13 protein-coding genes and 1 tRNA gene are annotated in these 17528 nt (G+C 37.2%); 6 read left to right on the top strand and 8 right to left on the bottom strand.

Going from position 1 to position 17528, the window contains the following annotated elements:
- Nucleotides 1-595 precede the first annotated feature (595 nt).
- The 3 genes from ACN1CN_RS07810 to ACN1CN_RS07800 all read left to right on the top strand — a co-directional run bounded on the left by ACN1CN_RS07810 (nt 596) and on the right by ACN1CN_RS07800 (nt 2690).
- Nucleotides 596-670: transfer RNA gene (locus ACN1CN_RS07810), tRNA-Pro, on the top strand.
- Nucleotides 671-967: 297 nt separating this feature from the next.
- Nucleotides 968-2203, top strand: a complete 1236-nt coding sequence (locus ACN1CN_RS07805) for a site-specific integrase (protein WP_419135250.1) — start codon at nt 968-970, stop codon at nt 2201-2203.
- 217 nt (nt 2204-2420) lie between these two features.
- Nucleotides 2421-2690 carry a helix-turn-helix domain-containing protein gene (locus tag ACN1CN_RS07800; RefSeq protein ID WP_310278312.1) on the top strand — a complete coding sequence of 90 codons (270 nt, stop codon included), beginning with the start codon at nt 2421-2423 and terminating at the stop codon, nt 2688-2690.
- A gap of 30 nt (nt 2691-2720) precedes the next feature.
- On the opposite strand, the gene ACN1CN_RS07795 is transcribed toward ACN1CN_RS07800, so the two are convergent.
- The 5 genes from ACN1CN_RS07795 to ACN1CN_RS07775 all read right to left on the bottom strand — a co-directional run bounded on the left by ACN1CN_RS07795 (nt 2721) and on the right by ACN1CN_RS07775 (nt 6885).
- Nucleotides 2721-3062 (bottom strand): hypothetical protein, encoded by a 342-nt coding sequence (locus ACN1CN_RS07795; protein WP_419135249.1) that lies wholly within the window; start codon nt 3060-3062, stop codon nt 2721-2723.
- A 76-nt stretch (nt 3063-3138) separates the two neighbouring features.
- Nucleotides 3139-3612, bottom strand: coding sequence for a hypothetical protein (locus tag ACN1CN_RS07790; protein ID WP_419135248.1), 474 nt, complete (start codon nt 3610-3612; stop codon nt 3139-3141).
- A 4-nt stretch (nt 3613-3616) separates the two neighbouring features.
- Entirely contained in the window at nt 3617-4696 is a 1080-nt protein-coding gene (locus ACN1CN_RS07785) for a hypothetical protein (protein WP_419135247.1), read from the bottom strand.
- A gap of 5 nt (nt 4697-4701) precedes the next feature.
- Nucleotides 4702-5745, bottom strand: a complete 1044-nt coding sequence (locus ACN1CN_RS07780) for a hypothetical protein (protein ID WP_419135246.1) — start codon at nt 5743-5745, stop codon at nt 4702-4704.
- A gap of 3 nt (nt 5746-5748) precedes the next feature.
- Nucleotides 5749-6885, bottom strand: coding sequence for a hypothetical protein (locus ACN1CN_RS07775; protein WP_419135245.1), 1137 nt, complete (start codon nt 6883-6885; stop codon nt 5749-5751).
- Nucleotides 6886-7169: 284 nt separating this feature from the next.
- Here ACN1CN_RS07775 and ACN1CN_RS07770 point away from each other — a divergent pair, with 284 nt between their 5' ends.
- The 3 genes from ACN1CN_RS07770 (at nt 7170) to ACN1CN_RS07760 (ending at nt 9924) form a co-directional block, all read left to right on the top strand.
- Entirely contained in the window at nt 7170-7391 is a 222-nt protein-coding gene (locus ACN1CN_RS07770; protein ID WP_419135244.1) for a helix-turn-helix domain-containing protein, read from the top strand.
- A gap of 700 nt (nt 7392-8091) precedes the next feature.
- Nucleotides 8092-9582 carry a MauE/DoxX family redox-associated membrane protein gene (locus tag ACN1CN_RS07765; RefSeq protein ID WP_419135243.1) on the top strand — a complete coding sequence of 497 codons (1491 nt, stop codon included), beginning with the start codon at nt 8092-8094 and terminating at the stop codon, nt 9580-9582.
- Between the two features lie 114 nt (nt 9583-9696).
- The gene (locus ACN1CN_RS07760; RefSeq protein ID WP_419135242.1) at nt 9697-9924 is read left to right on the top strand and encodes a hypothetical protein; all 228 of its coding nucleotides are present in this window, start codon (nt 9697-9699) and stop codon (nt 9922-9924) included.
- A gap of 53 nt (nt 9925-9977) precedes the next feature.
- On the opposite strand, the gene ACN1CN_RS07755 is transcribed toward ACN1CN_RS07760, so the two are convergent.
- The 3 genes from ACN1CN_RS07755 to ACN1CN_RS07745 all read right to left on the bottom strand — a co-directional run bounded on the left by ACN1CN_RS07755 (nt 9978) and on the right by ACN1CN_RS07745 (nt 16958).
- Nucleotides 9978-12221, bottom strand: a complete 2244-nt coding sequence (locus ACN1CN_RS07755) for a S9 family peptidase (RefSeq protein WP_419135241.1) — start codon at nt 12219-12221, stop codon at nt 9978-9980.
- 313 nt (nt 12222-12534) lie between these two features.
- Nucleotides 12535-13881, bottom strand: a complete 1347-nt coding sequence (locus ACN1CN_RS07750; RefSeq protein ID WP_419135240.1) for a RagB/SusD family nutrient uptake outer membrane protein — start codon at nt 13879-13881, stop codon at nt 12535-12537.
- A gap of 47 nt (nt 13882-13928) precedes the next feature.
- Nucleotides 13929-16958 carry a SusC/RagA family TonB-linked outer membrane protein gene (locus ACN1CN_RS07745; RefSeq protein ID WP_419135239.1) on the bottom strand — a complete coding sequence of 1010 codons (3030 nt, stop codon included), beginning with the start codon at nt 16956-16958 and terminating at the stop codon, nt 13929-13931.
- Between the last annotated feature and the right edge of the window lie 570 nt (nt 16959-17528).

The following is a 17528-nucleotide window of genomic DNA, read 5'->3' as shown; positions in this document are numbered from 1 at the left end:
TTTTCTGAATTTTGAACCGTAAAAATACAATTATTTATGGTTTCTGAAAATCTATTTTGTTAACATTTAAGAAACTTCGGCTAATCGTTGTATGGTGCGTGTTTTCTGGATTTTATTTTAACGATAATGAAAAAACAGGAGCGAAATTTCGCGCTATTTTTTGCTTTCTTTTGGTAAAAAAGGAACAGAATTCTGCTTTAGTCAGAAAAATAGAATTAAAAATCTGGAAAAGTTTACTGCCCATTTTTCTGTTTTAAATCTTTTACAAGGCTGGTTGTGAAAAATAAAAGAATAGCATCTCCGAACAAAATACATTTCTTTCACCAAGGAGGGTATGTGCATTAGAATAAAGTAAAACTCCTTCTTTAAATAAGTACAGAACCTGCGATACTATGTGTTAAAATGAAGTACATGTAAAGGGCTGAATCGTTGAAATATTTTAATCTGAGGCTATATTTATATTTTTTTTTGTGTTTATTTAAAAGTGAAGTGTTTGATATTCTATATTTTGAAGTTGTTTTGAAAATAAAAAAACTGATATTTTTAAAATTGTTGTTGGATAAGTAAAAAATAGTTCTATCTTTGCACCCGCTTACGGGGTGTAGCGTAGCCCGGTTATCGCGCCTGCTTTGGGAGCAGGAGGCCGCAGGTTCGAATCCTGCCACCCCGACTAAAGAGCCTTTCAAAGGCAGTCAAAACCCCTTAAATCATTCGATTTAAGGGGTTTTTCTTTTTATTCAACTCCAAAACATTCAAGTTATATCAAAGAAAATGGGACCTATTCGGCTACCCCTTTTCTTTTTTTACCTTTAGGTCCCAAAATTCATTTTAACACCATCGTTTTCAGTCTATTGTGCTTAAATTTTAACATTTGATGCTTCTCTGAGTATGTCGGTTTTCAGCAGAAATCCAGCTTTCTTGGGACCCATTTAATGTGCAAATGATCTGAACATTAAATTTTTGAGATATGAAAACAGCTACTACAACATTTGGGGTGCTCTTTTATTTAAAGACACAAAAGACCTCCATGCGAGGCAAGGCGCCAATATGTGCCAGGGTTACTATAAATGGAAAACGCACCGAGATTTCCGTAAAGCGTTCGGTAAACGCAAATGAATGGGATGAAAGAAAAGGAATGGCAAAGGGCAGCCGTAAAGAAACTGTTGAACTTAACATGTTCCTTAACCAATTCAAGGCAAAAATTATAAATACATATCAGCAGATGTTATTGAATGATGCGGCGATAGATGGACCTGCAATCCGCGATAAGGTAGTGGGTACGGATCATTTGGCACCAACATTATTATCCCTGATAGAATATCATAACGAGCAGCAGGAAATTAAACTTGCTCCGGGAACTATGAAAAACTACTACACAACGCAGCGGTATATCGAAAAATTCCTAAGAGAGAAATACTACAGGAATGACTTAATCCTTTCACAGCTTACGTATAAATTTATTCTGGACTTTGAACGCTACCTTTTTAATTATGTTCCCAAGGACCACCAAAAGCCACTGAACAATAACGGAATCATGAAGCATATTGAAAGGCTGCGCAAAATGATAAATATGGCTGTTAAGTTGGATTGGCTGTCCAAAGATCCCTTCGCTAGTTTCAAGAAGCATTTTGATAAAGTTGACCGGGAGTCATTAAACAACAAAGAGCTAATATCATTAGCAAATAAAGAGTTTACTATTGAACGGTTAAGGCATGTTCGAGATATGTTTCTGTATAGCTGCTACACAGGTCTTTCCTATATTGAACTCGCTGAACTTACCACAGACAAAATTGTAACAGGCATAGACGGAGGACTTTGGATATCTACAATCAGGGCAAAAACAGATACTGGTGTACGTGTGCCGCTGCTGCCACAGGCAATAGAATTGATGGAGAAGTATAGAGATGATCCGAGGGCTCTGAATAACTGTACAGTTTTCCCTGTAATTTCAAATCAGCGGATGAATGGCTACCTGAAAGAGATTGCTGATATCTGTGGGATAACCAAAACATTGACATTTCATATAGCACGTCATACTTTTGCGACTACTGTTACACTGAGTAATGGGGTGCCAATAGAAAGCGTCTCAAAAATGCTCGGCCATACCAGTATTCGAACTACTCAGATATATGCAAAGGTTGTAGAGTGCAAGCTTAGTGAAGACATGAATAATCTTAAACAACGAATGTCTACTAGTGTGTAGGACAATCAAAAATATAGAAATTTAAAAGGTGGTCGATATCGACCACCTTTTGTGTATGTATATGATAACAACCGCATTTCTCCGGTAAAGGAAAGCCACAATCAGCCAAACATGGTCATTATTACTTTTTCAATTCACTCATGAGTTTAATTTGCAAATGGTTTGTAAAAACTGCCAAAATCTAAGTTAGATATTGTTCAATTTAAAAGTGAGAATTATGAATGTAGATCTTATTACCCGGGATGACCTTGAAAGATTTAAAAAAGAACTGTTAGAAGAAATTCGGAGATATCAGCAGTATCCGCGGAAACAAGGTCAGGAAGCTCGTGTATGGCTTAAAAGCTATGAGGTTCGTAAACTTCTAAATATTTCCGCCGGAACCTTGCAAAATCTGCGGGTGAACGGTACTATTCCCTACAACAAAATCGGCGGGTTAATGTACTATCGGTATGAGGATATCCAAAAATTAATGGATGGTACAAATTAACTCCAACCGATAACCTTATTTGTTAGGTTATTACTGTTTTATAAAATATTTCCCTTTGATGTTTTCTGCATAATGAAGATCATTTATTGAGTCTCTTTCAATGCAGATAGTCGTATTTTTATCATACCCAAAACATTCCACATCTAGATAATTCATTGGCTCCAGTTTAACTCCACCAATCGTAGGCAAATTTTCCCTTCGAGATTGTAGTTTTAATGGATAAAACTTATCCACTTTTATTTCTTGATTTTTTTCAACAAGCTCTTTTTTAGAAACTATCTTAAATAAAGAATCGCGTCTTTTGGCATAGATCAGGTAATAATCATTTATAGAGTCTAGTTTATAAACTTTATACAAATTTTCATTTTCCATTATAGGAAAATTAGACTTGCAACTTACTGCGAAAAATAAAGTAGCAATAAGTGATAGTAAATAAATTCTCAATGGATTATTTTTTTCTAACCCTCAAAAACGTTGAATTAGGACTCGTAAGTTCAAAAGTATAGTTTTTAGTTGAAGATAAAGGTTCGAACTTTTTCTTGTATTTTTTGCTATTCAGATCGTAGATCCTAAGTATATTATAAAGATCCTGTAACCATGCTTTCTGATATTCTATCTCAAAATTGTAATAATTAGATTTACCATCTAGATAAACTGTGTTATTGTATTTTAAGTGAATAGCCTTTGTCGCGGGAGAGATTATTTTTTCATAATCTGACTTACTTAATGATAATGTGCCTGGATAATATACCGCTGGCAAATTTTCTGTTGTTGTGTCTGTCGAGATTATAAAACTTAGTTTTGATTTTGTGCTTATGATTTCATCATCTACAACTAAAATAAAACTTAGATTTTTTATTTCCTGTGCTACAAGGTTTTTTGAACTCAAGAGCAAAAAGCAGAATATAATTATTTTCTTCATTTTGTTAATTTTGTGGAGTTAATATTCTTTCAATTGCTCTTTTTTCTAATTCAACTCTAGGAGTTGAATCGCTATTGTAGATAGCGGCCCCGTTGGTTCTGTTAGGAATGTTTAAAGTTCCATTAGGATTTGCTGTAACGTTTGAAATTGTTCCTAAGGGACCAACAATTATATTAGTATTAAATTGTTGAAAAGTTGGACCATCTGAGCCGACTCCTGTCGACGGAACGCTCGCAGATTGAGGAAAGACTTGATTGCCTACTTGAGCTACAGTTGTTGGATGCGAGTGTATTGTAGCTGCAACATCTCCTAGGGTTGTGCCAGCAGGTAAAGCAGGTAAACTTGATGGAGCAATCTGCACACCATTAACTACCGTTGGCATAGGACCAGTTTGCCCTTGAACGACAGCTCCTGTATTCATAACTAATGAAGATTCTTCTCGTTGACCCCCGTTGGCAACTGTTCGACTCAATACGTTTAGACTTTCTTGTAATACTGCATCACTTGGTAACGTAACGCCGGAATTCACAGTACTTAAATCTATATTTCCTTGTGTTCTTGAAATTTGTCGAGCTTCTCTATTATCCGTAACTACCATCTTAACTCCGTTATTAACACCGTCTGTACCAATTTTTCTGCCAGAAAGATTAAATAAATCTGTCAAGGGGCCTCGCCCATCAGGGTCAACAAACTTTACAGGATTATCAAAACACATGTTATAGGGAGACCATTCTGTATATTCTTCACTTAGTGGATCGATAGACATCCAACGTCCTGGAGTATCTCCAATTGGTTGAGCATCAATATTCAATGAATCGATTCTAATTCTGCCTACAATTTCTCTTTTATCAACATGCCAACGCATAGTGCCTATAGTCACTATACTGTCTAAATCGTGAACCTCAAGATATTTTCCTTTACTCAATGTTGCAACAGGTGCTTTACTGCCGTATTTTGAAAAAGGGTTTCCTGCCTGAATATTTTTTTCTCTTCTGGTTTTTTCTTCTTTAGAAAGTTTTTCTTTTTTCTGAGCACATATTCCGATTGTGAACAAAAAAATACCTAAGAAATAGTACTTCATCATAAGTATTAATTTTTATTAAAGATATTCATTTTTTTATTTTCATATTTACTGCGTTCTTCTTTTAACGATACCAGCCAGTTGAGGTACATTTCTTCTGGCATGTTTCTATACCCAATTTGATGAATATGTGCATATTCTTTTTCTAAATCTTTAAATTCAAGATCATGTTTTACTTTGTCTTGTATTTTCTCAATTTGTTTGTAATGTGTTTCTGCTCTTAAAATCAATGCAGTGGCAAAATTGGGATAAGCTTTTATTGCTGTTTCACAACATTTTAAAATAAAAGTTCCGTCATTATAGGGAAATTTAACATTGTAATTATCTGCTAAATCAATTAAAACAAGGGCAATGCTTTCTTTGTTATTTAATGCTTTCATATATACTCCATTACTAATTGCATCTATATGTACAAAACCTGAAGCCATAATCCACGCATCAATAGGAAAAATTCCACTTGTGAGTTCAGTATTATACCAACCATCTTTTATACTTCGATGCTTGATATATATATGATTGGGTGCTAGTGCTAAATTAGCTTCGACACCTAGTTCTTCAGCTAATATTTTGTATAAATAAGGTAAAGAATGACAATTACCTTTTCGAGTTTCTAATAGTTTAGACACGAAGAGATTTTCTCTAGTACTATGGCCAAAAACATCATTAAAATCGTATCCGAAAGGCACATATTTATAAATGGTGTCATTGATATTTAATGGAATTGTGTCGTGCATTACTTCAAAAACAGAAGCCCATTTATTCACCTTTTCTTTGTCTTTTTCAATGTAAACCAAAAACCTGTCCTTGATTAATGACCTACTTAGATTATTTAATAATTTGATTTGCTTATTTATTTTAAGTGTGTCCAGATTACCATCTAAATAAGCATTCTCAACAGAGAATACTGCTTTTTTAAAACTGTAATTACTTTCATTTTCAATCATATTATTTAGCAGAGCATAGCTGTTATCAAATAGTTTTTGATTGTCCTGAGCAACCAAACAGAATGTTGTGAACAATAGTAAAATAAGCGTCAAGTTTTTTTTTGTCATTAATTAATTTTTAAGTTTTATTATTGTTCCCTTAAATTGTTTCGCCAATTTCTCGCTTTCCTCTTTCTTTTCAGCTGCTCTTAACGAGCCCAGCCACTTTTCATATGCTTCTGCCGGCATTTGCTGAAAACCTGATTCATCAATTATACTATACTGCGCATGCATTTGTTGCAGAATTTCTACTGCCTTTGGATAATTTAATATTTTTTCCCGTCCTTCCTGAGTTTGAGTATTAATTCCCAGCTTTCTAATAACATATTTTAACCTTGCCTCATTGTAATTTGACTTCACCATATTGGCATTAATACTGTTGGGATTCAACTCCAAAGCCTTATTTGCAACTTGTTCAACAAAATCATCGTAGCCAAATTTATGCAGATAACCTGAGGCCAAATCGGTATAAAATTGCGAAAGCATTTCCTTCTTTGACAAATTCTGCATATAAAGTTTATTCTGAATGGCTTCAGCTGTTATAAAGCCATTATTTAGAATGAAAGATGATACAGTAAACATTCCGTTTGTAAGTTCGAGGTTGTACCATTTTCCTTTTTCGTCTTCGAATTTAATGTAAGAATGATTGGGAGAAAGTGCTAAATAAGCTTCTGCATCTATTGCTTCTGCGAGTATCAAATAAAGTAACGGCATTGAATGACACTGTCCTGAATTTGTTTTTAGGAGTTTTGTTACAAACATTTTCGCCCAATTTTCTCTCCCCCAATAATCCTCAAAATCATATTTGATAGGAAAGTGTTTTTCTTTAAATCCTTTAACCTGTATAGGTTGAGTAAAGAATTCAAAAAGCATAAAGTTTTTAGCTGTATTACTATTTATATCAAAGTTCTTCTCTTTCATTTTCGCCAAAATAAATTCAGCAGTTTGTTTTATTATTTTATCAAATTCTACTTTATCAAGTTTGTTTTCGAAGTAGGCATTTTCAATATCGAAATTAACATCTTTCACCGAATAATTATTTACATCAATATGAAGCATCTTGTCAAAAACTTCTGTGTAATATTCTGTTCCAGGGATTTTTGACAGAGATGGAAGGTCATATATAGAAGGCCGAAACTCTTCAATATCATATTTGACGCTGTTCAACGTCTCTTGACGAAGCTTTTCATGCTGATCTACTTCATTCATAATCCTCTTGTTCTGTTGTTGCTGATAATTATTACCAATAATTGATGACTGATTAGTCAAAGGAGTGAGCAAACTATTCATACCCGAAGGATATAGAGAAGGTACCGGAGGTTTACTTTCTGGTAAGCCTGGCGTTATCGATTGACCATTTACATACGTCGCACAAAACACGACGCTAACGATTATAAGATTACGAATTACTAACAAAATATTATTTCTCACTTTATTTCTAACTTGGACGTACGTCCTACAGTATTTATTATTAGAACTCTGAATTTTGTCCTGTGAGGGATAAAGACAAAGAATATTTACAAAATTTTGGAGCCAACCTTAAGAAAATTCGCGAAGACAAAGGCTTTACTCAAGCCCAGCTTGCTATTGACAGCGATTTGGATATCTCCTATATCAGTCGTATTGAAAACGGCAGGATTAGTCCGTCCCTAATCTATCTCACAGATCTTGCTGACGCGCTTGGCGTGGATATGAATCAGTTAATTGATTTTTAATCAGGTAAGACTTTTCCGAGGCTAACATACAAAATATTTTTACCTTATCATTACGGAAAAACCTCAAAATGTAAAAGGAATACTTTTATTTTATTTTTTACAAGATTGAATATTTTTTCACTAATCAATTGATAAACTATACTTTATATAGGAAGACGTATGCCATCCTCCTGCAAATATGTTGCCTTTGGGTCATGCTTACATTTTTTAGAGTATTGCTGTGAGTGTCTTATAAATTTATTTACTACCAGAGTATTTTGAATCTATAATGAAAGACATCTTGGTTACTATAGTCGTAGGAAAATAATAATCAACCTCAACATTACCGGTGTCTAAACTTAACATTGATACTGAAGAAAGTTAAATAATCTGTATCGGTTGAAAGTATATTCTAATCGGAATAAAGAATGATATTCGGAGGCTGGAGCGTAATATGTAGCATGATTACTCTATGGAATGAGGTCGGCATCTGTATGTCGGCCTTTTTTATCGTCTTTTTTTTAGAGATATTAAAAACGGATCGTTTTCTACAAATTTTGGATCGTTTTTTACATCAATCCTATAGTCGTTTTGTTTTAATTTCGACTTGTAAAATATTTGTAAAGTATTGATTATGTGATAATAAAAACTGCATATATCAGGCTGGATTGGTACTTTTCAAGTTAGAATACACAATAATGTAAACATTAAATGCAATGACATGAAAACATCAATATCTTTTAAAAACACTATAGTGGATATAATCTGCCTGCTTTATATCTTACTTTTCGTGTATGCAGCTGTAAGCAAACTGCTTGACTTTGAGAATTTCCGCGTACAGTTGGGACAGTCTCCTCTATTAAGTGCGTTTGCCGGATATATTGCATGGATGGTACCTATTCTTGAATTATTAATTGTAGTGCTAATCGGTTTAAAAAGATGCATAATTATGGGGCTTTTTGGAGCTTTGTGTCTGATGATTATATTTACCACATACATTTTTATTATTTTAAATTACAGTCCATTTGTCCCTTGTTCTTGTGGAGGAATCTTAGAAAAAATGGGATGGGAGGAACATTTCATTTTTAATTTTGTTTTCATAATGCTGGCCGTAGCAGGTATCCTGATACTGCGCCGAGGTATGCCAAAAACATACTTTATTTCAAAACCTGCTTCGCTGGCCAGTGTCTTTTCTATTACTATATTTTTTAGCATTGGTATTGTTGTTCTACTTTTTGTATTATCAGAAGACATAATTCATCACCGAAATAATTTTATCCGTCGTTTCCCTCCTGCAATGGCCAGTCCGATCTTTGAAAAGAAACTTGATTTCAACAGTTATTATCTGGCAGGATTTGGTAATGGTAAAATCTATCTGGGCAATATTACTGCTCCTCTTACAGTGACTATTCTAGATACATTATTGCACAAACAGGAACGTTATATGATTTCGCTTTCTGATACTAAATTAAATTTTAAGTCCATTAAAGTTGCTGTTCGCCCTCCTTATTTTTATGTTTTTGATGGTTCAGTTCCCTGTCTTTTTAGTGGCAAAATATCGAATTGGAAGGCCCAGTTGTGGCCTAATAAAAAGGTATTCTTTACGAATTTTGAACCTATAGATTCTGTAACTGTTGCATTTAGGGGTATTGATACCAAGTCAAAAGAAAATGTTTTGGGTATTGTATCTGCCCATCCGGGTTCAGACCTGCAATTTTCGGATAAATTACTGGAGAAGCAAATTGATGGAATCTTTGATACTGATGGAATGCTGCTCTATAACGTTCAAATGCAAAAGTTGCTCTATACTTACTACTATCGAAACCAATATATTGTTGCCGATAAAGATCTCAATTTAGAGTACCGTGGAAAAACGATAGATACCAACACGATTGCAAAAATTAAGGTTGCCTTTCATTCTAAGGAAAAACAGAGCCAGTTATCAGGGCCGCCTCTGATTGTAAATAAAGACGCAGTCACCGATAACAATTACCTTTATATAAATGCGGCATTAATGGGGAAATTTGAGCGCAGCTCCATGTGGAAAAACGCATCCATCATTGATATTTATGATATTGACACCGGCACATATATTTCCAGTTTTTACATCTACAATAAAGGAAATAAAAAAGTAAGGCAATTCAAAATCAACAGTGGCAGACTGGTTGCCTTTTTTGGGCAAGATATCGTTGTGTATAAGCTTCGCTACTAATAAAATAAAAAACTACTGATCAGCAGCAGGGGAAGGTTGAAAACCTGTAACAGAGTAAACCGTAATTTAATATTAACAACCATGAAAAATACATTTTTCAAACCGGGGCTACAAATGGCGGCCATTCTAATCGCTGCTTTTGGGGCATTTGCCTTTAGCAAGGTGCCTTCAAAAGATGCTTCATTAGCAATTGTATTTGGCAGAATGCCAGTTAGCTGTGCAGAAACCAACATACAGTGTACCACTGATGATGTGGGACCACTATGTAAAAGCGGCACTACCACTCTCTATGAGTGGGACGACAGCAGCTGTGCAGAACCATTGCATAAATTACCACAGTAATTTGTGTAAAAATGCAATGCCGGGACATTTGTTCCGGCATTGTTTTAATTTCGTTATGGCATAGTGTCAATTCCTTTAAGATAATAATCAAACCAATTATGAACCCTGTCAGAGAGATCTTTACAGGTTTGTGGTGAGGCCAATGCGTGCCCTTCTCCGGGATAAATAAGCATTGTATGTTTTTTTGCTAGCCTTCGTAATGCCACATGCAACTCTAAGCTTTGTTCCCATTTAACAGAACTATCCTGTTTGCCGTGCCAGCTCAGCAGTGGCGTAGTAATAGAAGCTGCCTGTGTGACAGGAGAATTTTCGATATACCCCTCGAAGTTTTCATATAATGAACGCCCCATCCTATATTGTCCATTCTCGTATCTAGAGTTTTGCGTCTGCCTGCTGCGCACATCCAATGAGCCACTTATCATATCTGTCACACCTGCTCCGGCTACTGCTGCAGCAAACATTTTTGACTGGGTTACTATAAAAGAGGTTTCATAACCTCCAAAGGAATGTCCAATTAAACCTATGTGGTCGGGATCAACAATACCAAGTTTTATAACGGTATTTACTGCACTTTCAACACAATCAACTGCCGATCTGCCCGGCTCTCCAACTTGGTAAGTGATATCGGGATATAACACCAAATACCCTTCGGCAGCATAATTTAACGGACTAAACCCTAAGGTGTCGTACTGTGTAGGCTTAGCATAAGAATGGTATAAGTAAGATTGTCGTTCATATATTGAGACAATCATCGGGTATTTCTTTCCTAGGCTAAAGTTGGATGGGTAATATAGTTTTCCCTGTAAGTTGTTCCCACGCGTATCTGTATATGAAATAAGCCCAACTGCTGCATTTTCGAAATTATCCTCATGTGTATTGCTTCGTACCAAAACCTCAGATTTGCCCTCTGCGAGAAACATTAGTTTTGGGGCAGTTACAGCAGTTTCGTTTGTAAAAATATAGGCGCTCTTATTATACGCTTTTTTTAAACGGGAATTTTTTGCCGCTGTGTAAAATAGCTTTTGCAGTTTATTTTTGTTCCAATAATAATATCCCGTTGCTTTATCTTGCCCTTGCGACTCCAGAATCAATCCTTTTTCATTGTCGTAACAGTCACTAACAAAATTGAAGCTGTTTACTTTCGATTTGTTTTTGCTGACTCCCGATAGCCTGTAGGTAATACCTTGCTTAAAACCATCGGTAATTCGCTGCCTGTTTTCGCCATCAGGAGATATCAGCCAAATATCATTTCGGTCGTAAATAATGACCCTGCCATCGGAAGTCCAATCAGGACTTCCATAGGGATGCAGTGGGGAGGGCCTGTCGTTTCTAAGATCTGTCAGGGACGTAGTGATGTTGCCTGTCAGGCAGGTATGTTTCATTGTTCCGGTGTCATATACCCACCAATTCTTGAGATCAAAGTAGCTGATGTATCGCCCGTTTTGGGATGCTCCCATGGTCAATAGCTTGCGGTTTTGTTTTCGAATAAGTAATGTTGTTGCGCCTGTTTCTATATTTGTAATGTAAAAATCGGCATATCCATAAACATCATATTGTGGCTCGTAATCCTGCGGATGATAGCCCACAAAAAACCTGTAATCAGGTGTAAAAGTTCCAACAGGACGCTCTTGAGTGGTGACTTGCAAAACCTTATCCTGCTTTGGAATCCATACTGTTACCATTGGTGTATATTGATAGTCTCCATAGATTTTGTGGCGTGGATATTCCCACCGGCTTCCAGAATCCCACACCTCGGGTATTACCTGTATATCCACAGGTTTTTCTTTTATGCAGTGGAAGACAATTCGATTGCCGTCAGAGCTTATATCTAAAGCGGTAGAGCCAAGAGGCCTGTCAATGTGACGATCCTTCAAGACCGAAAATCTTTTGCTATCCAACATTTGTAAAGTAGGCTCTCTAAGGAGATTTTGGCAATAGCCAATAGTGTAACCCCCTGCGTTTTTCTGCATAAAAGCAAGTGTATTTCCATTTGCAGACCAAACCACATTACTAAAGTCAGCGCCTTTTGCAATAGTTGTTGGTTCAAATTTTCCGTTTTGCTGTGGCTGTAACAGCAATATGCTCTCGGAAGTGATTCCCACCATACCGGAGGCCTCATGTATGCTAAAAGACAGTATTCCCGGGTAAAAATGTTCGCTGCCGTTAGTAAGGTTCAAGATTTGCAACCGCTTTTCTTTGTGGTTCTCCAATGCTGCTAAGTATTTTCCTTTACTGAGGAATTCTGCTTTGTCAATATCTTTGAACGATTTGGTACTGCCTGTATTGAGGTTACGCAAAATCAGGCCGCGCCGAGGCGCATAAAGTTTAACCCATTTACCATCCTCACTAAAACAGGCATCGGTACAATCAGGGTATGCAGTCTTTTTACCGGTCTTTATATTTTGTATAAAAAGCGTGTCAATACCAGTATCATAATCAAGAATGTAGCTTATCCATTTGGCATCCGCAGAAATTTGCTCACTTGTGAGTGTATTCCACTTGTCTGCATCTGACCAGCGCATCTTTTTTTTGGAAATCTGACCATAAATTGCAACGAACCCAAACAGTATAACTATAATTGCTATGTAACTATTTTTACTTAACATGTTCTTAGTATCCGGGGTTTTGGTATAGGTTTCTGTTCAAAAGGATTTCTGTCTCTGGTAGTGGAAATAGAAGATGAGTAACATCCCATGCGGGCTTGATTGCTCCAATGACAGTTGTTGCTTTATTTGTTCTTACAAGGTCAAACCAGCGGTGTCCCTGTTCGGTAAAAAGTTCCAGTCGTCTTTCCATCAAAATGGCTTCGAGTAAATCTGCAGGATTATGCGAAACATTGTCAGAAAGTCCAGCCCTATGGCGAATTACATTTAAATCCTTACGCGCACCATCTAGATCACCAAGGTACGTTCGCGCTTCAGCCCGTGTCAAATATTGTTCGGCCAATCGCAACATTATCGTAAATTCTCTGGACGCACCGGTATTTATTATTTGCTTGTACTTGAAGGGATGATACCAAGTATTGGTGCCGTTTGTGACACTTTTTATCCAGTTTACACGGCGCAAATCTCCCGCAGGGAATGCATTTACCAGTGTATTATCAAGGGCGAAAAAAGGCGGTGGTGCTACAGTAAATACAAATGTCCGCGCATCAATAGTGTTAGCACCTGCGAGTCCCGCATGAAGCGACCATATCGTTTCGTTGCTTTCTTTTAAAAAGACTGTTGCCGGGTCTTGTACTATTGCATAAAGCGGATTACTAATTACTGTACCAGCCTCAGTAGCTGCTAAATTCCAATTTCCATTGTACAGGTACACACGTGCAAGTAATGCTGAAACAGCTGCTTTGTTTGGCCTTACTCGAAAAGAAGCAACATAAGGGTCGGACAATAATGTTTTTGCCTGCGACAAATCGGCAATTATTGCCTGATATACTTCAGGTAGAGATTGCCTATGAACCACTGCATTAACGTGATAATCTGTAGTGGTTATGTATGGGATTTTGCCAAAAACATTCATTAAGTGAAAATGCAGCAACGCACGAATAAACAATGCTTCACCTTTTAGCTTTTCCTTATCCGCTGTTTCTATGCCTTGCGAGTTTTCCAATCCTTTGATTAGTGCATTTGCAGCATATATCTGACCATAACCCGTGTTCCAAAAATTTGCAATAGATGAGTTTGTTGCGCTGACCGTATGGTTGTAATAAGGCGCAGCAGCGGAACTACTGCTATAAGTAACCAGTTCGTCTGAATAAGATGCCATTAAAGCAGAAAGTCCCTGACCGTTTCCACAAACAAGACCACTCTCACGCATTCGTGCATAGATATCTGAGAGTGCCGCTCTTGCTGTTGAAACATCATTATAAACCGATTCACCCGTTAACTGTGATTGAGGTAAATCTACCTCAGTGAAACTTTCGCAAGCCCCAAAACAGCTTGTCAAGGTTAGAAGCAATACTATTTTTATAGAATTATATGTTTTCATTGTATATAGCTTTTAGATTAGAAACTTATTTGAAACCCAATTGTGAATTGACGAAGTGGAGGCAGGTATAATCCGGAACGGTTCTCTGGATCGGCACCATTGTAATTGGTAAAAGTTAGCAGGTTTTGCCCCTGCAGGTATAATTTCCCTGTAAATGTCTTACTCCAGTTCTCGGGAATCTGCCATGAAAGACTGATGCTTTTTAATCGTATGAATGATGCATCACTTATGGATGCGCTGCTATTGCTAAACCTGTCGGCTGCACTTATTGCATCATCATTTAGCCCGCTGGTATATATTTGGCTATAGGCATTTGTTGCGTCCTTGGGCCAATGGCTTGTTATTTCTACAGCCTGATTTACCATTAATCCCGCAGCCAGTGCGGTATGGGCAAAGTTCCTGCCTTGCTGTTTTACAAATTGGAAAAGAAAATCCAGTTCCCAACCTCTGTAATTGAGCTTGTTTGCTAATCCACCGAAGTACTGCGGTGCGGTATCTGCAATATATTGGCGGTCACTCGAATTGATTTTACCATCACCATTGTAATCTTCAAAAGTGTAAATACCCGTTTGGGGATTGATACCTGTGTAATGGTAAACTTTGGCAATACCCAGCGATTGGCCTACCACTAATGAATTTGCATAGGTTGAACCTTCTAGTGCAGGAAATGAAACCAATTTATTTTTAAGAAGAGAGAAATTTACGGTTGTTACCCAGTTAAAATCCTTTGTTTTGAGGTTGAGTGTTCGTAGTTCAAACTCAATACCGTTGTTTTGAACAGTTGCATCAAGATTTGCCAATATTGATGGAAATCCTGTAGTACCCGGTAATGGAACACCTACTAATTGATTTGATGAACGGTTCTGGAAATAAGCTGCAGAGAAAAACACATTATCGCGCAGTAAACCAAGATCGATAGCTGCTTCAAATTTCCTGTTGGATTCCCAGCCAAACTGTGGATTGTACAGGCGTGTGGGGCTCATTCCGATAATGCCGTTATAATTGTTTATTGAAACAGAATAGGTATCAAGAAACTGGTAATCACCGATCTGGTCGTTGCCTGTTATACCGTAACTAGCTCTTAATTTACCAAAACTTAAAACGGTGAAATTATCTTTCAGGACTTGCTCGTTTGAGAAAACCCATGCAGCGCCCACTGCCCCAAAGTTTGCAAAGCGATTTCCCGGACCAAATCGGCTCGAACCGTCGCGTCTTCCTGTAACATTAACAATGTATTTATCTGCCCAGACTGCATTGAATCGTGCAAAAAACGCATTGTATCGGTATTGTGTTAAAATATGGCTTTGGACAGCCCGGTTTGTTGCAGCTGCCAGATTATTGATCAGGCTGTTACTCGCGAATCCGGAACCTGATTGTGAAAGTTGCTCAGCATCTTGCTCTTGAAACGTAGTACCGATAAGCGCATTTAATTTCAATTTCTCCCAGTTTATATTCCAGTTTAACTGCGGTTCAACGATCCACGAACGCCGTGCACCAGTGCTAACCGCCAGAGATGAATTTGCACTTGTAAGCCCTTGGGAAGGATTGTACATTGTTGATGGCGCTGTTCTGGTTTCAGATATCCGAGTGTCATTATACCCAAGACTTGTTTTTAATTCCCAAGCTGAATTAAGCTTATAAGACAGTATTGCATTTGAAATCAGATTGTGTGTTTGGGTAGAAAATTTACCTTCTAAATAACCAAATGGGTTATTGAATGTCCCATTTTCCCAATTTAGTTTTCCATTTTCATTATACAAAGCAGGTGCATTGGGAGGGAGCGTGTATGCCTCGGAAGTCAAATCAATACCCGGTAGTGCATTATTATCAGAAACATAATCCGCGGAAAATACCAGACTGAATTTTTCATTATCAGAACGGTGGGTAATACTGCTATGCACTGAACCCTTTTTATACTTTGAACTGCCCGGAAAGACAGTCGTTTCATCCCGGAATGCTCCACTTAAAAGAAATTGTGTCTTTGTTGTACCACCTGAGACAGATCCCTGTAATGTGTTTATTTGGGCTGTGCCGCCAATTAGCTTATCCTGCCAATCGGTATAGCCGTTGCGATCCCAAGTACCGTTTACATCATATTCCCACTGGGGATACTGAGTTATACCGTCATTTGCAAAAGCTTCATCCCTCATGGCGATATATTGCTGCGTGTTCATCAGGTTTACTCTTCTTGTGACAACCCCAAGTGTGGTGGCACTTCCGATTGTAAATCGTGTTGCACCTGCTTTTCCTTTTTTTGTTGTAATAAGTACCACACCATTCGCGCCTCTGGAACCATATATAGCCGTAGCATCAGCATCTTTTAACACTTCTATACTCTCTATGTCTGAGGGGTTAATGCTATTAAGAGGGCTTGTTGTGCCGGGCATAATTCCACCGGAAAGACCTGTTGTCATCACCGATTGTGAAGCATACGGAACACCATCAATAATATAAAGCGGGGCGTTTCCTTCTGTACGTATACTATTGCGACCTCGAATTTGAATATCAAAAGCACCGCCGGGAAGCCCCGTACTTTGCGTAATGTTTACTCCTGACATACGTCCCTGCATTGCCGCTAAAGGGTTGTTCACAGGCTGCTTTTCTATATCTGCTGCCTTAATTTTTACAATATTGCCCGTACGTTCTTTTTCCTTTACAGAGTAGTATCCGGCATTTATAGTCACTTCCTTAAGCTGGGTACTATCTTCAAAGAGTTGTACTTTTAGTGAAGTGTGGTTTTCAATTAAGATTTCCCTTGTAGTATAACCAATAAATGAAAAGACAAGTAGATCCGAAGAGCTAGCCATAATTGAAAAATTACCTTTTTCATCTGTTAGGGTAGCCATAGCGGTTCCTTTTACGATGACCGTTACACTTGGAAGTGGTCCGGCGGCATCGGTAACGGTTCCAGTAATTTTCTGCTGTACCTGCTTCAAGTCACTTTCGAGCCTTGTTTGGGTGGCATAGACTGGATTGAAAAGCAGCAGCGTAAAAATAAAAATGCAAAGACAGCAAGGCGCGCCTTTGTTTAATGAAAGATTTTTCATAATTTTAGATAGGATTAAATGAAACGTTAGTTTTAGTTTTCTCTCGCCTTCTATGCTAGTTTGGACACATGTTATAGAAGGCTTTTCTTGTTAATTAGTTCAGCATAGGCATAATTTGATTTATAGTTATTTTAAATATTTAATAGTTGTTGTGTGGATTTAAGTTCTGAACTCTTGCAGAAATACAGGATAATTGTAAATGAGCAAAATAATGGCAAAATAACCTGGCCCTTCCCCCGACTAATTCAGCAAGATACAGGCCGGGCATTATCAAAAATGAAAATAAAAGAAACTACACCATAAGCAAACCGGTTAAAGGTTAGACAGAAACGGTTACGATTCTTTTAGATATCGTGAAGAAGCTTTGAGAAGTTGAGATATAGCCAAAAAAAGAGGCGCGGAACTCAGCTTATTGTTTCAAAGGCACTTGGCATACCCACCCACAAATAAGTGAGCCCTTTAGTTTTGTGATATAATATTTCCATAGTATTTATTTTAATTGTTTTCATGGTATTTAATTTAAATTATTTCCCAAATATACAAAATTTTATTAAAAAGACACTAATAAGA

The sequence above is a fragment of the Flavobacterium sp. T12S277 genome (assembly GCF_048514875.1).
Lineage (GTDB): Bacteria > Bacteroidota > Bacteroidia > Flavobacteriales > Flavobacteriaceae > Flavobacterium.
This window is presented reverse-complemented; position numbering and strand designations above follow the sequence as displayed.

What these genes read in the sequence shown, in the direction of transcription:
- ACN1CN_RS07805 (WP_419135250.1), top strand. Translation starts at nt 968, where the DNA reads ATGAAAACAGCTACTACAACATTTGGGGTGCTCTTTTATTTAAAGACA.
- ACN1CN_RS07800 (WP_310278312.1), top strand. Translation starts at nt 2,421, where the DNA reads ATGAATGTAGATCTTATTACCCGGGATGACCTTGAAAGATTTAAAAAA.
- ACN1CN_RS07795 (WP_419135249.1), bottom strand. Translation starts at nt 3,062, where the DNA reads ATGGAAAATGAAAATTTGTATAAAGTTTATAAACTAGACTCTATAAAT.
- ACN1CN_RS07790 (WP_419135248.1), bottom strand. Translation starts at nt 3,612, where the DNA reads ATGAAGAAAATAATTATATTCTGCTTTTTGCTCTTGAGTTCAAAAAAC.
- ACN1CN_RS07785 (WP_419135247.1), bottom strand. Translation starts at nt 4,696, where the DNA reads ATGATGAAGTACTATTTCTTAGGTATTTTTTTGTTCACAATCGGAATA.
- ACN1CN_RS07780 (WP_419135246.1), bottom strand. Translation starts at nt 5,745, where the DNA reads ATGACAAAAAAAAACTTGACGCTTATTTTACTATTGTTCACAACATTC.
- ACN1CN_RS07775 (WP_419135245.1), bottom strand. Translation starts at nt 6,885, where the DNA reads ATGAATGAAGTAGATCAGCATGAAAAGCTTCGTCAAGAGACGTTGAAC.
- ACN1CN_RS07765 (WP_419135243.1), top strand. Translation starts at nt 8,092, where the DNA reads ATGAAAACATCAATATCTTTTAAAAACACTATAGTGGATATAATCTGC.
- ACN1CN_RS07760 (WP_419135242.1), top strand. Translation starts at nt 9,697, where the DNA reads ATGGCGGCCATTCTAATCGCTGCTTTTGGGGCATTTGCCTTTAGCAAG.
- ACN1CN_RS07745 (WP_419135239.1), bottom strand. Translation starts at nt 16,958, where the DNA reads ATGAAAAATCTTTCATTAAACAAAGGCGCGCCTTGCTGTCTTTGCATT.